At 57.1% G+C, this 23,577-nt stretch carries 25 protein-coding genes and 1 tRNA gene; 16 read left to right on the top strand and 10 right to left on the bottom strand.

The genetic code is table 11. The annotated features are described in order from the left end of the window. Window positions 1-247: 247 nt before the first annotated feature. From dapA to JJD74_RS20435, 8 genes are all read left to right on the top strand, one after another. A complete protein-coding gene (gene dapA, locus JJD74_RS20470) occupies window positions 248-1,126 on the top strand; it encodes a 4-hydroxy-tetrahydrodipicolinate synthase (RefSeq protein WP_042558075.1) in 879 nt (292 codons plus the stop codon). Between the two features lie 17 nt (window positions 1,127-1,143). After that, complete coding sequence (bamC, locus tag JJD74_RS20465; protein ID WP_042558076.1) at window positions 1,144-2,259, top strand: outer membrane protein assembly factor BamC; 1,116 nt, start codon at window positions 1,144-1,146, stop codon at window positions 2,257-2,259. Window positions 2,260-2,263: 4 nt separating this feature from the next. Further along, entirely contained in the window at window positions 2,264-3,025 is a 762-nt protein-coding gene (locus JJD74_RS20460) for an MBL fold metallo-hydrolase (RefSeq protein ID WP_042558077.1), read from the top strand. A 28-nt stretch (window positions 3,026-3,053) separates the two neighbouring features. Continuing rightward, a complete protein-coding gene (gene purC, locus JJD74_RS20455) occupies window positions 3,054-3,767 on the top strand; it encodes a phosphoribosylaminoimidazolesuccinocarboxamide synthase (protein WP_200616666.1) in 714 nt (237 codons plus the stop codon). Window positions 3,768-3,850: 83 nt separating this feature from the next. After that, window positions 3,851-3,940, top strand: a tRNA-Ser gene (locus JJD74_RS20450). Between the two features lie 909 nt (window positions 3,941-4,849). Beyond that, window positions 4,850-6,493 carry a sensor domain-containing diguanylate cyclase gene (locus tag JJD74_RS20445; protein WP_200616665.1) on the top strand — a complete coding sequence of 548 codons (1,644 nt, stop codon included), beginning with the start codon at window positions 4,850-4,852 and terminating at the stop codon, window positions 6,491-6,493. Between the two features lie 151 nt (window positions 6,494-6,644). Then, a complete protein-coding gene (locus JJD74_RS20440; protein WP_200616664.1) occupies window positions 6,645-8,228 on the top strand; it encodes an EAL domain-containing protein in 1,584 nt (527 codons plus the stop codon). 226 nt (window positions 8,229-8,454) lie between these two features. Continuing rightward, entirely contained in the window at window positions 8,455-8,781 is a 327-nt protein-coding gene (locus tag JJD74_RS20435) for a hypothetical protein (RefSeq protein WP_200616663.1), read from the top strand. 251 nt (window positions 8,782-9,032) lie between these two features. Here JJD74_RS20435 and JJD74_RS20430 read toward each other — a convergent pair whose 3' ends face one another. After that, window positions 9,033-9,425: a VOC family protein gene (locus JJD74_RS20430; RefSeq protein WP_042558082.1), complete on the bottom strand. Its 393-nt coding sequence runs from the start codon at window positions 9,423-9,425 to the stop codon at window positions 9,033-9,035. Window positions 9,426-9,865: 440 nt separating this feature from the next. Continuing rightward, window positions 9,866-10,498, bottom strand: a complete 633-nt coding sequence (gene yfcF / locus JJD74_RS20425) for a glutathione transferase (protein ID WP_200616662.1) — start codon at window positions 10,496-10,498, stop codon at window positions 9,866-9,868. Window positions 10,499-10,813: 315 nt separating this feature from the next. Here yfcF and JJD74_RS20420 point away from each other — a divergent pair, with 315 nt between their 5' ends. Continuing rightward, window positions 10,814-11,143 carry a DHCW motif cupin fold protein gene (locus tag JJD74_RS20420; protein WP_042558083.1) on the top strand — a complete coding sequence of 110 codons (330 nt, stop codon included), beginning with the start codon at window positions 10,814-10,816 and terminating at the stop codon, window positions 11,141-11,143. A 338-nt stretch (window positions 11,144-11,481) separates the two neighbouring features. On the opposite strand, the gene JJD74_RS20415 is transcribed toward JJD74_RS20420, so the two are convergent. Both JJD74_RS20415 and JJD74_RS20410 read right to left on the bottom strand, forming a co-directional pair. Next, window positions 11,482-11,688 (bottom strand): hypothetical protein, encoded by a 207-nt coding sequence (locus tag JJD74_RS20415; RefSeq protein ID WP_042558084.1) that lies wholly within the window; start codon window positions 11,686-11,688, stop codon window positions 11,482-11,484. A gap of 151 nt (window positions 11,689-11,839) precedes the next feature. Continuing rightward, window positions 11,840-12,031 carry a YegP family protein gene (locus JJD74_RS20410; RefSeq protein ID WP_200616661.1) on the bottom strand — a complete coding sequence of 64 codons (192 nt, stop codon included), beginning with the start codon at window positions 12,029-12,031 and terminating at the stop codon, window positions 11,840-11,842. 350 nt (window positions 12,032-12,381) lie between these two features. On the opposite strand from JJD74_RS20410, the gene JJD74_RS20405 reads away from it, so the two are divergent. After that, window positions 12,382-13,302, top strand: coding sequence for a LysR substrate-binding domain-containing protein (locus JJD74_RS20405; RefSeq protein WP_047300083.1), 921 nt, complete (start codon window positions 12,382-12,384; stop codon window positions 13,300-13,302). A gap of 70 nt (window positions 13,303-13,372) precedes the next feature. Then, window positions 13,373-13,732, top strand: a complete 360-nt coding sequence (locus JJD74_RS20400; RefSeq protein WP_047300084.1) for a 5-carboxymethyl-2-hydroxymuconate Delta-isomerase — start codon at window positions 13,373-13,375, stop codon at window positions 13,730-13,732. On the opposite strand, the gene JJD74_RS20395 is transcribed toward JJD74_RS20400, so the two are convergent. Further along, window positions 13,729-14,664, bottom strand: a complete 936-nt coding sequence (locus JJD74_RS20395; protein WP_042558088.1) for a LysR family transcriptional regulator — start codon at window positions 14,662-14,664, stop codon at window positions 13,729-13,731. The genes JJD74_RS20400 and JJD74_RS20395 overlap by 4 nt on opposite strands. A gap of 185 nt (window positions 14,665-14,849) precedes the next feature. After that, window positions 14,850-16,034 (bottom strand): cyanate transporter, encoded by a 1,185-nt coding sequence (locus JJD74_RS20390; protein ID WP_200616660.1) that lies wholly within the window; start codon window positions 16,032-16,034, stop codon window positions 14,850-14,852. 312 nt (window positions 16,035-16,346) lie between these two features. Here JJD74_RS20390 and JJD74_RS20385 point away from each other — a divergent pair, with 312 nt between their 5' ends. From JJD74_RS20385 to JJD74_RS20365, 5 genes are all read left to right on the top strand, one after another. Beyond that, the gene (locus JJD74_RS20385; RefSeq protein ID WP_200616659.1) at window positions 16,347-17,996 is read left to right on the top strand and encodes a phosphoethanolamine transferase; all 1,650 of its coding nucleotides are present in this window, start codon (window positions 16,347-16,349) and stop codon (window positions 17,994-17,996) included. Window positions 17,997-18,125: 129 nt separating this feature from the next. Continuing rightward, window positions 18,126-19,259, top strand: a complete 1,134-nt coding sequence (rnd, locus tag JJD74_RS20380) for a ribonuclease D (protein WP_047300092.1) — start codon at window positions 18,126-18,128, stop codon at window positions 19,257-19,259. After that, window positions 19,256-19,549 carry a YcgL domain-containing protein gene (locus tag JJD74_RS20375; protein ID WP_200616658.1) on the top strand — a complete coding sequence of 98 codons (294 nt, stop codon included), beginning with the start codon at window positions 19,256-19,258 and terminating at the stop codon, window positions 19,547-19,549. Before rnd ends, JJD74_RS20375 begins: the two co-directional genes overlap by 4 nt. 104 nt (window positions 19,550-19,653) lie before the next feature. Continuing rightward, window positions 19,654-20,586: a D-2-hydroxyacid dehydrogenase gene (locus tag JJD74_RS20370; RefSeq protein WP_200616657.1), complete on the top strand. Its 933-nt coding sequence runs from the start codon at window positions 19,654-19,656 to the stop codon at window positions 20,584-20,586. 118 nt (window positions 20,587-20,704) lie between these two features. Further along, entirely contained in the window at window positions 20,705-21,154 is a 450-nt protein-coding gene (locus JJD74_RS20365) for a YcgN family cysteine cluster protein (protein WP_042558093.1), read from the top strand. A 163-nt stretch (window positions 21,155-21,317) separates the two neighbouring features. On the opposite strand, the gene JJD74_RS20360 is transcribed toward JJD74_RS20365, so the two are convergent. The 4 genes from JJD74_RS20360 to JJD74_RS20345 all read right to left on the bottom strand — a co-directional run bounded on the left by JJD74_RS20360 (window position 21,318) and on the right by JJD74_RS20345 (window position 23,557). Further along, window positions 21,318-21,695, bottom strand: coding sequence for a YgaP family membrane protein (locus JJD74_RS20360; protein WP_042558094.1), 378 nt, complete (start codon window positions 21,693-21,695; stop codon window positions 21,318-21,320). Between the two features lie 81 nt (window positions 21,696-21,776). Further along, window positions 21,777-22,247 carry an RNA methyltransferase gene (locus JJD74_RS20355; protein ID WP_007911337.1) on the bottom strand — a complete coding sequence of 157 codons (471 nt, stop codon included), beginning with the start codon at window positions 22,245-22,247 and terminating at the stop codon, window positions 21,777-21,779. 203 nt (window positions 22,248-22,450) lie between these two features. Continuing rightward, window positions 22,451-22,822, bottom strand: coding sequence for a YajD family HNH nuclease (locus JJD74_RS20350; protein ID WP_007911336.1), 372 nt, complete (start codon window positions 22,820-22,822; stop codon window positions 22,451-22,453). Window positions 22,823-22,870: 48 nt separating this feature from the next. Beyond that, window positions 22,871-23,557 (bottom strand): spermidine synthase, encoded by a 687-nt coding sequence (locus JJD74_RS20345; RefSeq protein ID WP_042558095.1) that lies wholly within the window; start codon window positions 23,555-23,557, stop codon window positions 22,871-22,873. Window positions 23,558-23,577 lie beyond the last annotated feature (20 nt).

Here is a 23,577-nt window from a genome sequence, read left to right as displayed (position 1 = left end):
AAAGCCCCGGCAAGCGCTCGCTGCTCGCTCCACTCAACGGGAGCGCGTCGATGCGACGCTGGAACGGGGCCTGGGAGGCCGAAAAGGGAGGCTGAAACCCGGCGTACAAGCTGATCAGTACCGATCAAAGTCTGAAGGGTAGCGAAAAGCGACGCCAAGGGGAATGGCGGCAGCGCAGTACTTTGCTTGTGCAAGCATCTTGGCGCCAGTACCATTACCGCTCTCTTTTTCCGGCAGGAGCGGTTTCATGATTGCGGGCAGTATGGTGGCACTGGTCACTCCCATGGATGCACAAGGGCGTCTTGACTGGGACAGCCTCAGCAAACTCGTGGACTTCCACCTCAAGAACGGCACCCATGCCATTGTCGCGGTCGGTACTACCGGCGAGTCGGCAACCCTTGATGTAGAAGAACACATCGCCGTCATCAAAGCCGTGGTCAAACAGGTTGCAGGCCGTATTCCGGTCATCGCCGGCACCGGCGCCAACTCGACTCGCGAAGCCGTCGAGCTGACCCGCAACGCCAAGGAAGCTGGCGCCGATGCCTGCCTGCTGGTCGTTCCGTACTACAACAAGCCGACTCAGGAAGGCTTGTATCAGCATTTCAAACACATCGCTGAATCTGTCGACATCCCACAGATTCTCTACAACGTTCCTGGCCGCACGTCATGCGACATGCAGGCCGAGACCGTGATTCGCCTGTCCACCGTGCCGAACATCATCGGCATCAAGGAAGCCACCGGCGACCTGGTTCGTGCCAAAGCGATCATCGATGGCGTGAGCAAGGATTTCATCGTGCTGTCCGGTGATGATCCGACCGCCGTCGAGCTGATCCTGCTGGGCGGCAAGGGCAATATCTCGGTTACTGCCAACGTCGCTCCGCGCGAAATGGCTGATCTGTGCGAGGCCGCGCTCAAGGGCGACGCCGAGACCGCACGGGCAATCAACGAAAAACTGATGCCGCTGCACAAAGACCTGTTCATCGAAGCCAACCCGATTCCGGTGAAGTGGGCTTTGGTTGAAATGGGCCTGATGCACGAAGGCATCCGCCTGCCACTCACCTGGCTGAGCACTCCTTGTCATGAAACGCTTCGCTCGGCCCTGCGCCAGTGCAGCGTCCTGGTTTAATTGAGGAAGTACAACGCATGAAGCGAATGGCCGGACTTTCCGCACTTGCCTTGATTATCTCCAGCACCAGCGGCTGCGGATGGGTCTGGGGGCCGGAAGGTTATTTCCGCGACCGTGGTAGCGATTACCTGCAAGCGCAACAGACTGCACCGATGCAACTGCCAGCAGACGTCAGCACTTCCAAGCGTCTGGATCCGCTGTTGCCGATCCCGCGCAACGTCGCTGACGACACCGCCAAGGGCGAGTACGTGGTTCCACGTCCTCAGCCGTTGTCGGCCGTTGCCGATGCCAGCGACTACTCGCTGCAGAAGAGTGGCGATACCCGTTGGGTCGTGGCCCAGCATCCACCGGCCGAAGTCTGGCCAGTGGCTGTGCAGTTCTTCCAGGACAACGGTTTCCGTCTGGATGAACAGCGTCCACAAACCGGCGAATTCACCACCACCTGGCAGCATTCCGACGAGCTGTCGGCAGCAATGGCCAAGCGCCTGAGCGCAGCCGGCGTCAGCACCGACAGCGAAACCCGCGTTCGTGTGCGGATCGAGCCAGGCGTGCAGCGCAACACCAGTGAAATCTACGTGGTCAGCGCCGAGCGTCCTGCCGGCAGCAGCGCCGATGTGGCCTTCACCAACCGTTCGGTCAACACGGGTCTGGACGCCGCTCTGGTCGACGACATGCTCGCGAGCATGAGCCGTATCTCCGAGAAGGGCGGTTCGGTGTCGATGTTGGCGTCCCGTGATTTCGATACCCCGAGCCGCGTCAGTCTTAACGAAGATGGCAGCGGTAACCCGGTGTTGAACGTCGGTACCGACCTTGACCGTGCCTGGTCGAGCGTTGGCCGTGCACTGGAACAAGGTGAATGGCGCGTTGAAGACATCAACCGCAGTCTGGGCCTGTACTACATCAACCTGGCCGAAAAAGCCGAGAAGAAAGACGACAAGCCTGGTTTCTTCAGCGGCCTGTTCGGTAGCGCGCCGAGCAAGGAAGAAGTTGAAGCCCGTGCCGAGCGTTATCAGGTTCGCCTGAGCAAGGTTGGCGAGAACATTCAGGTGACCGTCGAGAAAAACATCAACACCGTTGCGCCGGCTGACGTGGCGCGCAAAGTGTTGAGCGTAATTCAGGACAACCTAGGCTGATCACATGCGTTTTGCCGTTCTCGGCAGCGGTAGCCAAGGGAACGGCACGCTGATCGCCAGTGCTGATACGTATGTGCTGGTGGATTGTGGTTTTTCCCTGCGGGAAACCGAAAAACGCCTGTTGCGCCTGGGTGTAAACCCGGCGCAACTGAGCGCGATACTCGTAACCCACGAACATGCCGACCACGTGCATGGCGTGGGTTTACTGTCTCGGCGCTACAATCTGCCGGTCTACCTCAGTCGCGGCACACTGCGCGGGATGCGCAAACCGATTGAACCCGCAGGCTTTCTGGCCGGCGGCGAGCAACTGCAGATCGGTGCACTGAACATCGGGGTCATTGCCGTGGCCCACGATGCGCAGGAACCGACCCAGTATGTATTCAGTGACATCGAGCAGCGGCGCTTCGGCCTGCTGACCGACCTGGGTTCCTACTGCGAGCGGGTGCTGGAGGGTTATCGGGATCTCGATGCGTTGATGATCGAATCCAACCATTGTCGTGACATGCTGGCCCGTGGTCACTACCCGTACTTTCTCAAGCAGCGGGTGGGCGGCGAGCTGGGACATTTGAACAACCATCAGGCGGCATTCCTGGTGTCCGAGCTGGGCTGGCAGGGGCTGCAACATCTGGTCCTGGCTCATCTGAGCAGCAAGAACAACTTGCCGCAGCTGGCCCGACAATGTTTTGTCGACACCCTTGGGTGCGACCCGGACTGGCTGCAACTGGCCGATCAAGATTCAGGGCTCGACTGGCGCCACATCGCCTAGCCCACCTACTTAGCAAGCGGAGCCCATCATGGAAAAACGTGAAGAACTCTACCGCGGCAAAGCCAAATCGGTTTACAAGACCGACGACGCTGACCGCTTGATCCTGCTGTTTCGCAACGACACTTCGGCGTTCGACGGCAAGCGCATCGAACAGCTCGACCGCAAAGGCATGGTGAACAACAAGTTCAACGCCTTCATCATGCAGAAGCTCGAAGCGGCCGGCATTCCGACCCAATTCGACAAACTGCTGGGCGACAACGAGTGCCTGGTGAAGAAGCTGGACATGATCCCGGTCGAGTGCGTCGTGCGTAACTATGCCGCGGGCAGCCTGGTCAAGCGTTTGGGTGTGGAAGAGGGCATCAAGCTCAATCCGTACACCTTCGAACTGTTCCTGAAGGACGACGCCAAGGGCGACCCGTTCATCAACGAATCCCACGTTGTGGCATTCGGCTGGGGCACCGCCGAGCAACTGGTCCGCATGAGAGAACTGTCGCTCAAGGTCAACGAAGTCCTGAGCAAACTGTTCGACGACGCAGGCCTGTTGCTGGTCGACTTCAAGCTTGAATTCGGCGTATTCAGCGACGGCTCCATCGTCCTGGGCGACGAGTTCAGCCCGGACGGCTGCCGTCTTTGGGACAAGGACACCAAGAAGAAGATGGACAAAGACCGCTTCCGTCAGGGCCTCGGTGACGTTATCGAAGCCTACGAAGAAGTCGCCAATCGTCTGGGCGTACCGCTTTAATCGACGCAAGCATCTGATAGCACGCAGATTTTTTCGAAAGAGGGTTTGCTTTCGGTAAAAGTGTTGTTATGATGCGCGCCGTTGGAGAGATGCCAGAGTGGCCGAATGGGACGGATTCGAAATCCGTTGTACCTTCACCGGTACCTAGGGTTCGAATCCCTATCTCTCCGCCATTATTGAACAAGACGAAGCCCCCGTAATCATTGCTGATTACGGGGGCTTTTTCGTTTCTGTGAATTCATTTAGGGCATTTCTAGGGTATAAACCTTGCCCGACATGCCGCTCTAGTCCTGTCTAAACCCCAGCATTTTTGACACAACACCCGCCATGCTCTTGGTGTCTTTGGGTATCCACCTCCCATAATGTTTTCTCACCATCGTTGTGTCAGCGTGTCCAAACTGCCTCAGCGTGCTCAAGATCGACGTCCGACCCCACATTGTTAACCCTGTCTAGCTGATTGGATTTAAGAATGCCGTCGCCGAAAGCGTCACCCCAGACGCCCCGTACTACAGTGAAAATGTCATTTACGGTTTTCGGGGAGAGACCTTGTTTCAGTAGGTGTGCTTGAAAAAGCCCTATATCGCTCTTGCTGATATCGAGGATTCGGCGCCTGCCAAACTTGGTCTCCACGTGTTTTGATTTGCTCACGTAATTGACGGCGGTGCTAGATGCTTTAAGCGCCTTTTGAACCTCAGCCAGCGGTCGATGCCTTCGTTGACTGTACGCTTTAGGGAGGGGCCGCCGGTGCCCGTGAACATGGCGGCCCTTGGTGAGTTGGGAAAGTGAGCCGCATAGTCGAAGCGGCGCTCTTTAATCTCCGCCAGGATGGTGCGCCGATTTGTATTGGGGTCGTCATGTGGTGTGCTCCTGAGATTGTCGTTGGCTATTCGTTGGGCGCTTGTATTCACAGTCATTGGTGCTCGCTTAAGGGATGGACAGCGAAATGAGTGATCTTGAGAGACAGCCGGGTGTCATGCATATTGCGTGAAGCACGTGTAGGGCGTGTGTGCAGAGATATTGATATTGGCAGGGCTGCTCCGCTGAGCGGTCTCACGAAAACAGATGCGTCACGGTAGACATCGATGGATAGAGCCAACAATCAAAGGGATTCGGTCGATGACAAGAGGGCAGGCGACCGGCCGCCCGGTGTAGTTCTGGACTTGCGTTGGCTTATCTTCACCCTCGTGGTGCTCTCGGTACTGGCCACTTTAGGCAACAGCCTCATCACGGCCTATCGAGTGCAACGGGATGCGCTGGTAGAACATGCGCTTCAGTCAAACAGTGCTTACGCGGCGAAAGTAGCCTCAAGCCTTTCTGAATTTATTCGCTCGGCGCAGAGCCACCTGCACTACGGTGCTGTGGAGTTGGGCAAGGAGTGGGGCAATGCCAAGGAATTGCGTGCCGAAGCGATGCGTCTGCAGAAGCAGGATGCCGATTTCAATTCAATAGCGATTGTCGATGTTGATGCCAGGGTGCTGGAAGCGTATCCGGATACGCTGCAAATCATCGGTTCTACACTGCTCTCCGATGCCGTTCAGAACGCCATCGAGGCGAGGCGCCCGTTTATCAGTCCTGCTTACAAATCAGCGGCTGGGAACCTGGTCGTGTTCGTCTCTGAGCCCATCTATGATTCGTCAAACCGTTACGTTGGCATCATTGGCGGTTCGATTTACCTGCAGCAGGACAATGCGCTGCATACCTTGATCAGCCAGCATTTTTATCACACCGGGACATTTGCCTTCGTCGCGGATCAGAATCGGCATCTGCTCTATCACCCCGAGACGTCGCGAATTGGCGAAACGCTTGGATGGAGCAAGACCGTGGACGCTGCGTTACGCGGCGAGAGCGGATTCATGGAGGTGCCCAATTACAAGGGCATACCAATGCTTGCGGGATACGCTCAGGTTCCGGGCGCCGGTTGGGCTGTGGTCGCACAGCAGCCGCGCGAGGTCAGCCTTGCGCCCCTGAAGACGTTGATGGATAACGTGATATTGGGCATGGTGCCAGCGGCTCTGATCGGCTTTGTCCTGATGTGGTGGGGGGCTCTGTTGATCTGTCGACCTTTGCACCAGCTTTCCAGCATCGCTGGCCAATTGTCGGCACCGCGAGCGACTGAGAAACTTCACCACGTGAAGGCATGGTATCGGGAGGCTTTTTCTATTCGTCAAGCGATGCTGACCAGCGTGCAGCTTTTGCAAGCAAAAATAGGCCGCCTCAATCAGCAGGCGTTTACTGACCCGCTGACAGGTATTGCCAATCGCAGGGCGATGGATGAAGAGTTGCTTGGGCTAGAGCAGGCAGGCCGCACATATTCGGTACTGTCACTGGATATCGATCATTTCAAAAAAGTGAATGATACCTTCGGCCACGATAAGGGCGACTTGGCGATCAGGCAGGTCGCTGCAACACTGGCGAGCTACTCACGCACCGGTGATCTCGCGTGTAGAGCGGGTGGAGAAGAGTTCTTGCTGATTCTGCCGGATACCGATCTCGAATCGGCGAATTTGATTGCCGAGCGAGTTCGGCAAGCCATCGCTACGAGTGACATCCCTGGAGTCGGGCGTATTACCGCGTCGATCGGTGTCGCGACTTGTGTGCAAGCACCCACTCCCGCAGACGTTGTGCTCAAGCAGGCAGACGAATGCTTGTATCGCGCCAAACAGAGCGGGCGTAATAGAGTGGAATCGTGCCTTGCATCAACGCTCCAAAGTGCCGGACCAGAATAAGATGAATCAGGCGTATAACCCGCGCTTTCGACTCGCTGATGGCTTGTTGATTGGCTCCAGGATTTTAAGATAAAAGCAGTAATCCTTATCAACGACCCGACACGTCAAACCACGGCCAAGACGCGTCAATAGCCATTGCTCAGGCGGTGAAATGAACAGTTCAAGGATCAGCAGCCAGGGTATGCTCCTGGCGCTGCTATCGGTGATCGTCCCGCTGGTCCTCACTTTTGCGGGTGGATGGCTGTTGACGACCTATGTCGCCAACGAACGACTCCACACCCTCGCGCAGATTGCCAGTCAACGCGCCAGTGCTACGTTTGAACAGGCATCCCAAACACTCAAAAACGTTGCCCTTACCGATCTGCAACCTTGCACGCCGGAAAGCATCGAGCAGATGCGCATGATTGCCATGAACACTTTTTCGGTTGAGTCGGTGGGCTACGAGGAAGATGTGTTTGCCTGTACTTCCTGGGGCACTACGTCGCCACGCGCCACTAAGTGGCCCGAGGATTTCGTCACCGAGGATGGCGTGAAGGTTTCCATCGAGGCGTACGACGACAACCCTCTGATCAAGCCGATGCTGGCCCTGCAGTTCGCGGCGTTCAATGTTCTGGTGGATCCCGAGCAATTTCGCGAAGTGGACCTCGATGAAGGCATCAAGCTGGCAGTGGGGACGCGGCAAGGCCGCTTGCTGGGCCCTGCGCGGCCTAACATGGCGAGCTTCCTGGCATTGGTCCATCAAGGCCCGACTCACGGTCTGAAAGACGGTTTTCTCTATACATCGGCGGCGCAGGGCAACTTCACAGTCATTGCAGCTATCCCGCGGCAGGAACTGCTGCGAAGTCTCTGGAAACATGTGCTTTATCTGCTGCCTGTTGGCCTGATTGTGTCGGCAGCGTTGCTATTGGCGAACCTGCGCTGGTGGCGGCGAAAACTGTCACCGCTTAACGCGTTGGAGCAGGCTGTACGCCGGAACGAGTTTCTCGTCCATTACCAGCCAATCATCGAGATTGAAACCCATCGATGCATTGGAGCCGAGGCGTTGGTCCGCTGGCAAAAAACAGACGGCACAATCGTCTATCCCGACCACTTCATTCCTTTGGCCGAGTCCAGTGGGCTGATTGAGGGCATCACGAATCAGGTGATACAGACCGTTCTAAATGACCTCGGGACAATACTGGCCAGTGATCGCTCGATGCATGTGGCATTGAACCTGGCGGCGGCCGACGTGTGTACAGGGCACTTTTTGCCGAAGCTACTGGAGGAGGTTCAGCGCCTGGACGTTCTCCCGGGGCAAATTTGGCTGGAGGTGACTGAGCGCAGCCTGCTCGATCCTGCTCCAGCCAAAATCACCATAGAACGTGCGCGTAATGCCGGTTTTATTATCGCGCTGGATGACTTCGGTACAGGCTATTCAAGTTTGCAGTATCTGCAGCAGTTGCCGCTCGATGCGCTCAAGATCGACCGGTCGTTCGTTGAGCAGGTCGGTGCAGCTGCTGAAAAGACGCTCTTGGTCACTCACGTCATTCAGATGGGGCGTGCCTTGGAATTGACGCTGATTGCAGAGGGCGTCGAGACGACAGGGCAGCTCGACTACCTACGTGCGAACCAGGTCCGTTACGCTCAGGGATGGCTGTTCGCGAAGGCTATGGATTGCGCGCAGTTCAAAAAACTCTACTGGGCAAGCAGGCCCTTGGCGCTGCGGCATAGCGACGATGTTAATGTGAGTTCTTGAGTGGCTCGGCGGCGTGGTAACAACCTGTAGGTCTCGAGTTTTACCAATGTCGGGCCCTGCATGCGCCTATGCACGGACAGTCGCACTCTGAGCCCTTTCTTGGCATATTTTTTCGGCCGGCGGGTGGTGAATTGCCAGCATTTTCACAGAAGTGACCTACACGAAATTGTTCGTAGTAGCGTCCGAAGCTCTGAGGGCCAAACTTGCGCTATTTTCGAGACTGTAGATGGACATTTCTCGCTTAAATGAACTCTTTTTCGAGCACAATTGTGTAGCTTCGATGAATCTCGAAATGATGGATTTCAAATACAACCTCACCTTGACTATGTCGTCCTCCAAAGACCCGGAAACAGAGGGTGTGACGGCTGTTTTTCATGATGTCAGCGCACTGAACCTAAACGACTTCGGTGGCGGGCTAACCCAATTCATGGACCTCGTCGTGACGCGAATCGATAACGGCCTGGACAGAATCAGGTACGAATTGAAAGATGTTGAGGAAGAGAAAATCTCTTTCTATTTTTCGACTTTCAGCGCGCGAGGCCATGAGGAGTAAGTCTGCGGATATTAATAGGAGCGCTGGCGGTAGCGCTGTTGGCAGGATGTATGGATACCCATGCCAGTCCTTGAACGTCATACCCCGGAATGTTTGCGGGTGGAGACCTCAAAATCACCTGCTAAATAGTCATCCCCTGGTGCAACTAATCCTTAGCAGTGCACCCGTCGCGACAGGCAGATAACGGCCAGAAGCGGACATAACCGGCCGCTCGAAAGGCGCCTGAGACATCTTTATATCCTGCACTTGATCTATTCTGGATCGTGACAACACACGCAAAGCTTGTTTCCTTCAGGGTCTCGAAAGTACGCCCCATAAAAATCCGGGTGGTATTCGGGTCGCAGGCCCGGAGTGCCTTCGCATGTTCCATCCAAGACCAACGCCAAAGCATGGGCGTTGCGTACGATCTGTCTATTAGGTGCTAGTAGAGCAATCATTTGCCCATTCCCTAGCGTCGCAGATTGGCTGTCGAACGGTTTGCCCACCACGAAAAGAGGCCGTGCAGTGTCGGGGTGTTTCCAGCCAGCCCATGGGCGTTCAAAGTCTGTGAACTTGAGATCAAGTCCGAGTATCTCCATGACCCCTTGATAAAACACAAGTGCTCTATTGAAGTCATTCACTCCGATGAATACATGTGAAATCATTTTTGTCCTAAAAAGAGGAAGCCTTCTCGCAACATACCAAGAATTTTCAGGCTGTGTTCAACCTCTGGCCTGAAACATACTCCGTCGAACTTGGAAGATGTTTTTACACTAACGGGGCCGATTGCTGCGTGTGGTGAAGTGCTGCTATCGACCCAGGCTGTGTGAAAGCACAAGCAGCATTTTGAAGTCCTCGTCTTTACGGAAATCTGCCAGCGTTCGGTCAGTCGGCGAACTTGGAGTTTGCTCAGAAACGCGATGTCCACTCCGATTACAATCGCCGCCGCTGATCGAAAACGTTTTTCGATTGGTACCCTGTACCTATTCCCGAAGCTGCTTGCGTTACATCCGGCCATCTAGAATGGGTTCCAGGCCTAGTTTTGAAACGAGCCCGAAACCCTCTCTAAATATAAGCCGCTCTCCACAAACGATAGGTGTGCCGACTACATCGGAGGACGTTGCAATTTGACCCACTCCTGTACGGTTGGTCGTTGCCATTGGCGCTGCGCGTACTCCACCAGCGCGGGTGGTACGGAGTCGCCGTTGAATATCAGCCGGTTGAGCATCAAGGCCAGATCCACATCGGCGATCGACCATTGACCGAACAGGTACTCGGGGCTGTCGGACAGTAGCGTTTGTGCGGCACTGCACAGCTTGCGCGCTGCCGACTCGGCAGCTGGCGACAAGGGGTTTGATTTGAGTCCATAAAACACAACCAATGTGGATCGTTCCTGCCGAATGGGCAGCAGGTCACTCCGCACCCATGCCTGGACTTGTCGTGCCTTTGCATGCTGCATCATGTCTTGTGGGTAAACCGGCGCCTGGGGGAAAACGTCTTCCAGGTACTCAGTGATCGCCGACGATTCAGATAAGGCGAAGTCGCCGTGCACAAGTGTGGGTACCCGCTGGGTCTGCGAGAGGCTGGCATAGTCCTCTGACTGGTTTTCGGACGAGTCGAGGTCTAGCGGGATCATTTCAAATTCGATGCCCTTTTCGCGGAGTACCACGAAAGCCGACATGGCATAGGGGCTGCAAAATTGAGAGTCAACGTACAAGCGCAGGCGGGAATTATTCACAGGTCATCTCCTTATGCAGAAGGAGGCACGCTACGAGATTTACAGCGATAAATAAAATTCATGATGTTCATGGGCGTATTCCTGACCGGAATACTTTGTTGCCGCCTGCCCTCGTCTGGCTTCCTTCAGATTGGGCGCGCTCTGTTTTGGAGGTGACCGCGCCACGACAGGTACCCCGGCTTATCATTCAGCGGTCGTGCTGAAGACTAGGCAGTTTCTCCCACCCTGTATCCTATAAATGCGGGCCGTCTGTGTCTGTCGGCACCATCGCCCGAATGATACGGTCTGCATTTATTGCATATCGATGAGGCAAAAATGGATCTCACTGCAATCCCATTTGGTACCACCGATTGGTCAACGATAGAGCCGGTGGCGCATGCCGGTCAGACAGGCACAGCCTATTGGCGTACCTGCCAGTTTGGATCAGCTCGTGTGCGGATGGTTGAATACAGCCCTGGATATTTGGCCGATCACTGGTGTTGGAGGGGGCACATCCTGTTGTGCCTGGAGGGTCAATTGGATACAGAACTTGAAGATGGTCGTCAGTTCACACTGACGCCAGGCATGAGCTATCAAGTGGGCAATAATGCTGAGGGGCACCGTTCATCCACCACGATCGGGGCGAAGTTGTACATTGTGGATTAGTCGTGGGGGCGACCTGTAAACGCACCCCACCAATCCGTTGGCAGCGGATGCTCCCGTAATCAGGGAGCTGAAATATACCTCTAGGAATGACTGCTTTTGGCCGAGAGCCGGCGTTTCTGTTTAGGGCAAAATTAGGGCATATGGAAGGCCCCTTGAGCCCACTGTACGCCAACGGCGAAGCTCGAAAGCGCCGTTTTTGGCGGGCTAAAGCGGCCTGCAAGGACTTCAGAAGGGGTTCGAATTCCTATCTCTCCGCCATACATAGAAAAAGCCCCCAGGACGAACCTGTGGGGCTTTGCATTTCAGCCGGGTCTACATCAAACCCCTCGGCGGTCCGCTCACGGCTGAGAATGCCCCAGCTTCCGTTTGATCAGTTCATAAACTTCCTTGTGCGTCGAGTTATCCAGCGAGTTGTCCTTGCATGCCGAGGCAAGGAAGGTTTTGACTTCCTCCTTGGCGTGCGGATACAGGCTGGCGACGTAGTCGGCTTCGTGGGCTTGTGTGCAGTTGAAATGCTTGTCGTCTTTAGCTTTGTCTCTAGCCATGTCTGCGGCTCCTTTTGAGTTCAATGATTGGGTGAAACCGGGCCGGATTGCCCCATATGCCACAGAGCGTAGGAGAGGAAAGGAGGCCCGCCAGTCGTTAAAGCAAAAAAGGAAAAGGCTGTAGGACGGTGTCGCGCAGTGACTCTCGCGGTTAAATTTCCTTAACCGGTGTATCTCCATGCGCACCCTTGATCAACTCGATCACGTGTAAACAATCCGCCTTGTTCACATACGACTCGCCACTGGCGATGGTCTCGTGATTGCCCGCGCGCAGCCTCCAGCGCCATTGGCCTTTGCCTGTAGTGGGGGTGCCTCTGGATTGCCTGTAAATCTCGAAATACATTCAGTTCGCTCCATGCGATTAATACGTGCGACAGCCTGTGTGGCGCATCGACGCAAGCCTAGCGCAGGCGGTTTTTTTGGCCATCGGACATTTGTTTCCAATCGTTGGAGGATGTTTCTGAAGGGCTTGAGCCAGAGCGTCTGGTGTGTCCGGTTGATTGGCTGTATGGCGTACTTTCTCGACAGACTTCTCCCGCGCCCCCATTAGGTTTTTTCGTCAGTTGCTCGATCTTGAGTTGGTCATCCGGACGGGTTTGAATCGCCTGCCGGTGGACCGACGCATCATGGCGATGGACGCCGCCCCCCAGGCCTTTCTACACTGCCCGCATTCCGGGGAGCAGGGGGCTATGGATGAACCGCAATGAACTTCGCAAGGCTGACATCAACCTGATGGTGGTGTTCGAGACCTTGATGCTCGAACGCAACGTCACCCGCGCGGCGGAAAAGCTGTTTCTCGGCCAGCCGACCATCAGCTCGGCGCTCAACCGATTGCGCACGATGCTCAACGATCCGTTGTTTATTCGCGTCGGCCACCGTATGGAGCCGACGGCCCGTGCCGAAGATATCTTTCGCCACCTCAAGCCTGCGCTGGATTCGCTGTCGGTGGCGCTGAGCCTGACCCGCGATTTCGATCCGGCGGTGAGCACCATGACCTTCCGCATCGGGCTGTCCGATGACGTTGAGTTCGGTCTGCTGCCGCCGCTGTTGCGCGCGCTGCGTCAGGAAGCACCGAGCGTCGTGTTTGTAGTGCAACACGTCGATTACTGGCGGATCCCCGACTTGCTGGCCGCCGGCGACATCACCGTCGGCATCAGCCAGACCCGTGGCCTGCCGGCCAATGCCAAGCGCAAACTGCTGCGGCACATTCAGCCGAGCATCCTGCGTGCCGACGCCTCCGATACACCGCTGACCCTCGATGAATACTGCGCGCGTCCGCACGTGCTGGTGTCCCACACGGCCAACGTCAGCGGCTTCGCCGATGAGTGGCTGGCGGAACTCGGTCGTACCCGTCAGGTGGTGCTGTCGGTGCCGCAATACAGCGCGTTGCCGGCGCTGTTGGCCGGCACCGACCTGATCGCCAGTCTGCCGGACTACACCGCCGCAGCCATGGCCACTTCCGGATTGCTGTTCAAGGAACCGTTCCCGTTCAAGACGCCGACGCTGGACCTGTCGATGGTCTGGCTCAGCCACGTCGACAGCGACCCGGCCGAGCGCTGGCTGCGCTCGCGGCTTGAAGCGTTCATGAGCGAAAGACCTCTGATCCCGGCGTGACCCCAACAAGGGCGCTGCGACTGGCTGTGTTATATGTATGCCCCCCCAACCCGCTGACTGGAGCATCCCCATGCCACACCTGCACATGGAATACACCGCCAACCTGCCGCAGTTGAACGCCGACCTCGCGTTGATCCGGCTAAACAACACGTTGGTGGGTTCCGGTCAGTTCGCCGCCGAGTTCGATATCAAGAGCCGTGCGGTAAAAGTGGAAACCTTCAAGGTCGGCACGGCCATGGGCGAGCGGGCGTTTGTGCATGTGAAACTGGCGCTGCTCAGTGGTCGTTCGGCGGAGACCAAGAAGCAGCTGTCGCAAAGTCTGCTGGCGGTGTTGCAGGAGCTTTGCGAATGGCCGGCCGGCGTCGAGGTGCAGTTGTGTGTGGAACTGTTGGATATCGACCGCGAGTCCTACAGTAAAGCCGCCATTTAGCCTGCTTCCAGCTCGCTGCACACCTTGATCACTTGCTCGCGCAGCCACACGTTGGCGCTGTCCTGATCGGCGTTCTGGCTCCATTGCATATCGAGGGTGAATCCCGGCAGGCCATTGGGCGCCTCACAGTGATTAAACACCGCATCGTTGGTGAGTAAACGCTGGATGCGCCGGGGCAGGGTGAGGATGAAATCTGTGCCGGTGATCATCTTCAGTGCGGCGCTGTAACTGTTCGAGCGCGCGACGATCTGGCGTTTCTGTGCCTGCCGTGCCAGCCAACCGTCGACCATATTGGTGGTGGACGTCCACGGTGTCGGGAACACATGCCGCCGCTCGGTGAACGCTTGCAGGCTCAATCGCGGCTCCAGTGGCGTGGCGCGTTTGTCGAAGACGCAGACCAGGTCATCCTCCAGCAGCATTCGCGATTTCAGGTCAGTGTGGTGGCGGTGAAAATTGGGGCCGAAACTGATCACCAGATCGAGGCTGCCGTCGCGCAATTCGTCGGCCGGGACGTCAGTTTCGAACTTGTGCACGTTGACCATCACCGGCAAGTCATCGAAGTCGAAACGTTTCAACAGGCGGGGCAGAATCAGTTGCTCGAAATATTCCGGTGCGCAGATGTTGAACGTGACCGCTTGCTGGGTCGGGTTGAACACCGGGGCGCCGGCGTGGCACAGGTTGATACTTTCAAGAATCTTCTGCACATGGCCGTACATGCTGCAGGCCTTGTAGGTGGGGCGCATGCCCGTGCGAGTGTTGATGAATAGCTCGTCTTCGAAACTGGTGCGCAGTTTTTTCAGGCAATAACTGACGGTGGACTGACTGACATACAGCGTTTCCGAAACATCGGTGACGCTGCTCTGCTCATACACGGCGACAAACACCATGAGATCCTGCATGTCGAGTTTTCGAAGCAAGTTACTGTTCAGCATCCGTACTGTCTCGCTGTGCTTCTTGCGCTGAATACGCGCAAACGTGTGCGAACGATCCTAACGGAACGATGGTTCCAGGACAAAGCCTTGTAGGACATTTCACGGACAGTTGTGGGACAGAAAGTTTTAGGAAGACGACTTCATCAATCAAACCGCTGAAACATGGCCAGAGGCCTCTAGCCCGATCATTGGAACTGGCGTGCGTAATGCCGGGGATCGAAACGCCACACCATGAGAAGCATGACCACCATCACTGCGGTCAGTGACCACCACGCCCATTCGAAGCTGCCCAGCTGATCGCGGATCATCCCCGCCATCAGTGGCGAGAGCCCGGCAATCAGATAGCCGATTCCCTGGACGAAGGCGGTCAGACCTCCGGCGCGCTGCGGGTTGTCGAGGTGATCGAGTGAAACGATCAGGCTCATCGGGAACAAGCCGCCAATCCCCAGACCCAGCAGGCACGGCCATAACAGGCTGAGGTATTGCGGGCTGAGGATCAGTCCACAGAAACCGCCAATGATCAGCCCGAGAAGCGCCATCAGCACCACACGACGATCACGGCTGCGATTGGCAATGGCGGGCACTACCAGGCCGGAAATCACCTCCATGGCGGTCAGAAAACCTAACAACAGCCCGGCGCTTTGTTCGCTCCAGCCTTTTTCAACGTAGTACGGCGCGAGCCAGGCGAGCACGCACGTGTAGGACGCTGTCCCCAGGCCGAAGAAGATTGCGAGTAACCAGGCGCGGGAATGTGTGAAGAAGGATTGTTTTCTTACAGCTGGCGCCGAGCCCCGAGGCGTATTCACCCGCTGTGCCCACCAGAACAACAATGCCAGCAGCGCCAGCCCTGCCCATATCGCCAGACCGACACGCCAACTGCCAGTGCGTGACATGACCAGTGGTGCAAACGAGGCGGCGATGGCCGCGCCGCCCATGATCGAGGTCACATACAGGCCCATGCACAGTGCCACGTTGTCGGGAAATCGCGATCTGATGAACGCTGGCATCAAGGCCTGAATCAGTGCGATCCCGAACCCGGCGAGCACGGCACTGACAATCAGCTCGGCGGCCGAATCAACAAACAGGCGTGCCACGGTCGCCAGACCAATGATGGCCAGCGACATCAGTACCGTGCGTTGCTCGCCGAGGCGCTGGCTGATGCTCATTGCGAAAAACATCGCCAATCCCATCGCCATGACAGGGAGCATCGTCAACAACGAGGCGACGCTGAAACTCAACGTAATATCGCCACGTATCGCCGATAACAACGGCCCAACTGCCGCCATCGATGGGCGCAGGTTAAGGCCGACCAAGACGATGCCGAGCATGAGCCAGGTTGCGGGGCGGGCGGTGATGCGGATGTTTTCCATGTTCAGACCTTAAAACCGAAGGCTGACGATTAGGCGCGTACTCACCTGACAGGGGCAAACCAGAAAATCCACGACCCCACCTAAAAATCAAATAACCTCGCGACCCCCTGCAGGAGAATCCTGCGATTCGCTGAACCAGACCTGAACCATTCTCAAATACTTCGCAAGTTTTGGCTTTTAGCCATCAACCAACTAATCGTTATCTTATTTTTCACAAAAAATTGATGGTTGCCTGCTTAAAGTTTGTGCTGTCTGAGTCAATGAACTTTTCACAATTGGCGATGGCACTTCTCTTCAGGAATATCCTTAATCATGTTGAAGTTAAAAGCCGTGCGCCCGGAATGGGTGACGTTGTGTGCCAGTGCGTTTTTTTTAGCTGGATTCAACGTTGTGCTTTGGCAGCACCTGTTCGCGATTACCTCGGCGGATGCCAAGGGCATAGCCCTGCGTGTCGCTTTCGGGGCGATGATCTTCGCGGCCTTCAACATTGTGCTGACCTTCCTGGCGTTTCTCCGAGTCTTGAAACCGGTACTGATATTGCTGTTCCTGATCAGCGCCAGCGTGGCTTATTTCATGAGCCAATACGGTGTATTGATCGATGCGGGAATGTTGCGTAACTTCGCTGAAACCAATGTCACCGAAGTTCGTGATCTGCTCTCTCTAAAGTTGCTCGCTTATATAGTCTTTTTAGGTGTGGTGCCGTCCTGGATACTGTGGAAAGTTCCAGTCGACTACCGCCGTTGGCACCGCGAGTTGTTCAGCAAGGTCATTGTGAGCTTTGCCTCGGTGGCGGTCATCGGTGGGGTGGCGCTGGCCAACTACCAGGGTTTGTCATCCTTGTTTCGCAATCACCACGAATTGCGCCTGATGCTGGTGCCGAGCAACTACATCGGCGCATCGGCCGGTTATCTGCGTGAACAAGTCGCTTCTGCGCAGCAGCCATTCGTCAAGATCGGCGAGGATGCTCAGCGCGATGTTGCCTTGCAGAATCATCCGCGCAAATCCTTGACCGTATTGGTGGTGGGTGAAAGTGCGCGGGCGGAGAACTTTGGCATTTTGGGGTATGACCGCGACACCACGCCAACACTCGACAAGGAAGCAGGGTTGATTGCGTTTACCGATGTGCATTCCTGCGGCACGGAAACGGCGGTCTCAGTGCCGTGCATGTTCTCCAACATGGGCCGCAAGAACTACGACGCCAGTAAGGCGAAGAATGAAGAGGGTTTGCTGGATGTGCTCAAGCGCGCGGGGATCGACGTGATCTGGCGCGATAACCAGTCCGGCTGCAAAGACACCTGTAATCGCGTCACTGTGCAAAACGTCAGCAACTTGAAAGACCCGACGTTGTGCGCCAACAGCGAATGTCGCGACGAAATTCTCCTGCAAGGCCTGCAGGGTTTTATCGATCATCTGGACAAGGACACCGTGCTGGTATTGCACCAGATGGGCAGTCACGGCCCGGAGTACTTCAAGCGTTATCCGAAGGAGTACGAGCACTTCACCCCGGTCTGTGAAAGTAATGCGCTGAACAACTGCAGCCGCGAAAGTATCGTTAACGGTTACGACAACACGCTGGTGTACACCGACCATGTGCTGTCGAGTCTGATCGATGTGTTGCGCAGCAATCAGGACAAGGTTGATACCGCGATGCTGTATCTGTCTGATCACGGTGAGTCGCTGGGCGAGTACAACCTGTTCCTTCACGGCACGCCTTACATGCTGGCGCCGGAGCAGCAGAAACATGTCGCCATGCTGGCGTGGTTCTCCGACAGCTATCAGAAGTCCTACTCGGTCGATACGCATTGCCTGCAAATGACTCGCGACAAGCCATTGAGCCAGGACAATCTGTTTCATTCGATGCTGGGCCTGCTGGAAGTGCACAGCTCGGTGTATCAGCAGGATCTGGACATGTTCGCGGGCTGCCGTGGCGCGGTGATCGACGGGGTGTTGGCCAAAGAGTGAGCCAGCAGACTCACCTTGTAAGACTATTCTTCCTTCAGGCGGGAGATTTCATCAAGCTCTTGTCCAGTTGAGGCGCGGAAACCGCCAGTGGCGATATATACTGCGCGCCATTCTTCAAGGGAGAGCCGTGTGGCCATCGATATTCACTGGATTCGCGACAACGAAAGCCTCGCGCAATTTTGCGCCGAGTGGCAGCAGCTGCCTTTCGTGGCCATCGACACCGAATTCATGCGGGTCGACACCTTCTACCCGATTGCCGGCCTGTTACAGGTTGGCGACGGCAAACGCGCCTACCTGATTGACCCGCTGAGCATCAATGCCTGGCAACCACTGGCCGCACTGCTGGAAAACCCGGCGGTGCTTAAAGTCCTGCACGCCTGCAGTGAAGACCTCGAAGTCCTGTTGCGCCTGACAGGCAGCCTGCCAGCGCCAATGTTCGACACGCAATTGGCCGCCGCTTATCTGAACCTCGGGTTCTCGATGGGTTATTCGCGGCTGGTGCAATCAGTGCTTGGCATCGAACTGCCGAAAGGCGAAACCCGCTCCGACTGGTTGCAGCGTCCGTTGTCCGACACGCAAATCAGCTACGCCGCCGAAGATGCCGTGCATCTGGCGGAGGTTTTCGTACAGTTGCGCCCGAAACTGTCTGACGACAAGTTCGCCTGGGTACTGGAGGATGGCGCTGAACTGGTCGCCAACCTGCGTCGCGAAACCGATCCGTACGAGGTTTATCGCGACGCCAAACTGGCGTGGAAACTGTCCCGTGCGCAGTTGGCCGTGCTGCGCGAACTGTGCGCCTGGCGCGAACGCGAGGCCCGCGCCCGCGACCTGCCGCGCAACCGTATCGTGCGCGAGCATTCGCTGTGGCCGCTGGCCCGCACGCAACCGGACTCGCTCAGTGCGTTGGGCAAGATCGAGGACATGCACCCGCGTACCGTGCGTCAGGACGGCGAATTTCTGCTTGATCTGATCAAGCGCTCTGGCAGTGTGGGTCCTGATCAATGGCCGCCCGCTGTGCCGGAGCCATTGCCGATCGAAGCGGCCGCGTTGATCAAGCAACTGCGCGCCCTGGGGCAAGCCGAGGCCGAGCGCCTGGACATCGCCCCGGAACTGATGCTGCGCAAGAAAACCCTCGAAGCTCTGGTCAAAAGCGGCTACCCCGAGGGTCCTTACCAATTGCCTGAGTCGCTGCGTGGCTGGCGCCGCGAACTCATGGGTCAGAAGCTGCTCGACAGCCTGGCCACCGCCGGAGAACAGCCTTGAAACGTATTTGCTCCATTTACCAAAGCTCGAAACGCAGCGGCATGTACCTCTATGTGCTCAAGAGCGATGAGCTTGAGCGTGTTCCGGAAGCCCTGATGCTGGCGTTCGGCAAGCCGAAACACTCGTTCAATCTGGTGCTGTCGCCGGAGCGCAAACTGGCCAGCGAAGATATCGCCGTGGTGCTGGAAAACCTCGACAAGCAGGGCTATCACCTGCAAATGCCACCGGCCGAGGACGAGTACATCGAGCACTTGCCCGAAGAGTTGTTGCGCCGCAACGACCCAATGTGATCGGCGAGGCCCTGTTCTGGGCCTCGTTAACCCTGGAACTGTTTTTAACGCGATGGCCGCGATGAATGTTGTGGCCATCTGCACGATTTGCGAAAGGTTTGAAGATGCGCGTTCTGATTGCTGAACACGACCACGCGATATACGCCCGGCTGCTGCAACAGGCGGCGCCGGAGCTCGAAGTGCTGACCAGTGGCGACTCGGCTGAACTGGCTCAACTGGCTGCCGACTGCCCGGTGTGGCTGGGACAGCCGGATCTGCTCGCGACCTTGTTGCGCCAGGGGCATCAACCTCAATGGCTGCAATCGACCTGGGCCGGCATCACACCGCTGCTCGCCGACGGCCTCTGCCGGGATTATCGCTTGACCCGCGCGGTGGGGATTTTTGGCCAGGTGATGGCTGAATACGTGCTGACCTATATGCTCGGCCACGAACGCGAAGTGCTGGCACGGCTGGTCAGCCAGGTCGAGCGTAAATGGGACAACCGCACCGGTCAGAGTCTGGTCGGGCGCAAGGTGCTGATCGTCGGCACCGGCGACATCGGCCAGAGCGTGGCGCAGTTTCTGCTGCCGTTCGGCGTTGAGTTGTACGGTATCGCCAGCAGTGCCCGCGAGCAGGCGCCGTTTGTCGAGGTCGGCTCAATGGCGGATCTGCCGCGACTGGTGGGCGAAGTGGATTACGTGGTCAACCTGCTGCCCAATACCGAACACACCCACGATATCTACGACGCGGCGCTGTTCAAGCAATTCAAGCCGACCGGGTTGTTCATGAACGTCGGGCGGGGCGTGGCAGTGGTCGATGCGGATCTGGTGGAGGCCCTCAAGGAAGGTCATCTGGCGGGCGCGGTGATCGACGTCTGCCGTCAGGAGCCACTGCCGCAACGTCACCCTTTCTGGACGGCGTGGGGCTTGCTGCTCACCGGTCACAGCTCGGCGCCGACGTCACCGTCGTTGATGGTGCAGTTGTTCGTCGACAACTTGAAGGCGTATCAGGCGGGTGAAGCATTACGCGGGGAAGTGGATTTCAATCGCGGTTATTGATCGCGTTGCCACAGAAACTGACAAGTGCGGGGCAACCGGCAGTCGCCAGCGCTTGGCCCGCCGGGCCTTCGGCACTAGACTGGCGGCCTTTTCACCACCTGATGTTGATGCTTGAGCCATGGCCGCCAAAGTCGAACCGTTCTGGATACGCAAAACCCTCGATCAACTGGATCTGGAGGAATGGGAATCGCTGTGCGACGGCTGTGGCCTGTGCTGTCTGCAAAAACTCGAGGATGAGGAAGACAACAGCGTTTACTACACGCGCATCGCCTGCAAACTGCTGGACCTGAAAACCTGCCAGTGCAGCGACTACCCGAACCGCATCAAGTTTGTCCCGGACTGCATCCAGCTCACTCCCGGCCAGGCTGAAGAGTTCAAATGGCTGCCGCCGACTTGTGGTTATCGACTAGTGAGCGAAGGCAAGGATCTGCCGTTATGGCATCACCTGGTGTGCGGCGACCGAGATGCGGTGCACCACGAAAGGATTTCCCAGTCCGGGCGCATGCTCGCCGAAGGCAGCGTGGCAGAGGATGACTGGGAAGATCATCTGATTTTCCGCGCGGGTTAACGAACAAACGTCTTGGATAATGTGTTTTTTATTAATACCGCCATCGCTGGCTTGCCAGCTCCCACAGGTTTATCTGAATGGCACAGATTCTGTGAACACTCCAAAACCTTGCGGGAGCTGATTTGCCAGCGATGAGGCCGGGAGCCTCATCGCCAACTCAGAATCAAACCCCGGCTTTCGGCGATTTCACCGAATCATTGCCAGTAACGGTTGCGGTGCTGGTCGCAGCCTCGGCATTGGCCTTCAGCTTGCTCAGTTCTTCACCGGCGCGCTCGATCTTGGCTCGCACGTTGTTCATGTCCTGACGGCTTCTCTCGAACAGGCTTTTCACCGAACTGTGCCCGGTAATGCCACGGGCCATGGCCACACCGCCAATCGCCACCTGAATCAACCCGAACACACCGCCACGGCGCAGGCCCTTGCCGACCATCACTACGCCGCCGGCCAGTGAGCCAATGCGCTCCCAGCCCTGAACATTCTGGTCGGACGGGGACTGAAACGGGGTGGATTCGATACGCTCGACGCGTTTGAGCTCGGTCATGATCTTTCTCCAGGCAATGAGTAATGGATAAACAAGCTGACTGCCAGAGCGGTCAGCTTGTTCCATCGGATGTGCGACGCTTCAGCGGAATTTTGGCCCGGAGCGGGTATTCAGGCCCTTGGCCATGCGGTCGTAGAGCACAACGTTGACCGTCGCGGCGAGGTTCATGCAACCGGTGGTCGGGATGTACACGACGTCTTCGCACCAGTCGCGGATCTCTTTATCAAGCGAGCCGTCTTCCGGGCCGAAGATGTACAGCGCGCGGTCCGGGTGGGTGTATTCCGGCAGCGGGCGGGCGCCTTCCACGAGTTCCACAGCGACCGGCACGCAGTTGAGCGGGAGGATCTTTTTCAGATCATCGATACCGATCAGCGGGATGTCGTAATGCACGCGCTTGGTGTCAGTGACGAAATCGGCGGCGCGTTCATAACGTTTGCCGGTATAGAACACCGACGCCACGCCGTAACAGCCTGCGGCGCGCATCACCGAACCGACGTTCTCCGGTGATTTTGGGTTGTACAAACCAATGCAGCTGTAACGTTTGTCTGCCACGAGCGGGGAGCCTTCGGGAAAAAGAGCGCGATTATACGGGGATTGGGGGAGGGCGGGCAGCTTCGATATCTGCCGTGTCTGATCCGGCCTTATCGCTGGCAAGCCAGCTCCCACAGGTATTTCGGGGGTACACAAAATTGTGATCGACCCAAATCACTGTGGGAGCTGGCTTGCCAGCGATGGGGCCAGAGTGGGCATGAAGATCAGTCTTCTTTCTTCATCAGCCCGGCCAATGCAGCAAACGGATTGTGCGTCGCCTTGGCGATTTTCGGCGTGCTCAGCGAGCCTTCGCTGAAGTATTGCTGGTCGGTATAACGCGAGTGCTCGTTGTCATGGCAGTACAGGCACAGCAACTCCCAGTTCGAGCCGTCCTGCGGGTTGTTGTCGTGGTTATGGTCACGGTGGTGCACGGTCAGTTCGCTCAGGCGCTTGCCGGAAAACTCACGGGTGCAGCGGCCACACACGTGCGGGTACATCTTCAGGGCCTTGTCGCGGTAGCCCATTTCCTTGTCGCGCTGGTTGTCGGCGAGGATGCGATCGAGCTTCGACGTGTTGGTGGGGGTGGACGAACTCATGGGTTCACCTTTGCAGAAGACTAAAGACGGTTATGTTCGCAGTTTAGCTCAGCCCTTGAGCTTCTCGGCAATCCAGATTGTGTGGCGCGTGCCTTTGTTGCCGTGGGCGAAGACCTGCACTTCTTCGGCCTTGAAACCGGCCTTCTTCAATTTGTCGGAAAACTGCCGATCGGCGCTGGCCGACCACACGGCGAGTACGCCTTTGGGGCGCAAGGCCTTGGCGCAGGCGTTCAGCCCGGCGGCGGAGTACAACCAGCTATTGGCTTTCTGGGTCAGACCTTCAGGGCCGTTGTCGACGTCGAGCATGATCGCGTCGAAACCGTTCGGCTCGCTTTGCAGCACATTGGCAACGTCTTCCTGGCGGATCACCGTGCGCGGATCGAGCAGCGGGCGACCGGACTTTTCGCCAAGCGGGCCACGGTTCCACTCGACCACGCCCGGGACCAGTTCAGCGACCACGACTTCGGCGGTTTTGCCTAGGTGCTTGAGTGCAGAGGCGAGGGTGAAACCCATGCCCAGGCCACCGATCAGCACCCGCGAATCCGGACGTCCGGCGACCTTGCGGCAAGGGATCTCGGCCAAGGCATCTTCAGAGCCGTGCATGCGCGTGTTCATCAACTGCCCGCCGTCGCCGCCCTGGATCTTGATGACAAAATCCTCGCCATACTCGAACAGGCACAGGGCACCGCCGCTTTCAGGGATCGGGGTGGTGTCGAGCAGAACAAAACGTTTCATGGAAATCTCTACAAGGGGGA

Source organism: Pseudomonas sp. MF6776, assembly GCF_016613125.1.
GTDB classification, from domain to species: domain Bacteria; phylum Pseudomonadota; class Gammaproteobacteria; order Pseudomonadales; family Pseudomonadaceae; genus Aquipseudomonas; species Aquipseudomonas iridis.
Note: the sequence above shows the minus strand (reverse complement) of the source record. Positions and strands in the feature narration are given on the sequence as shown.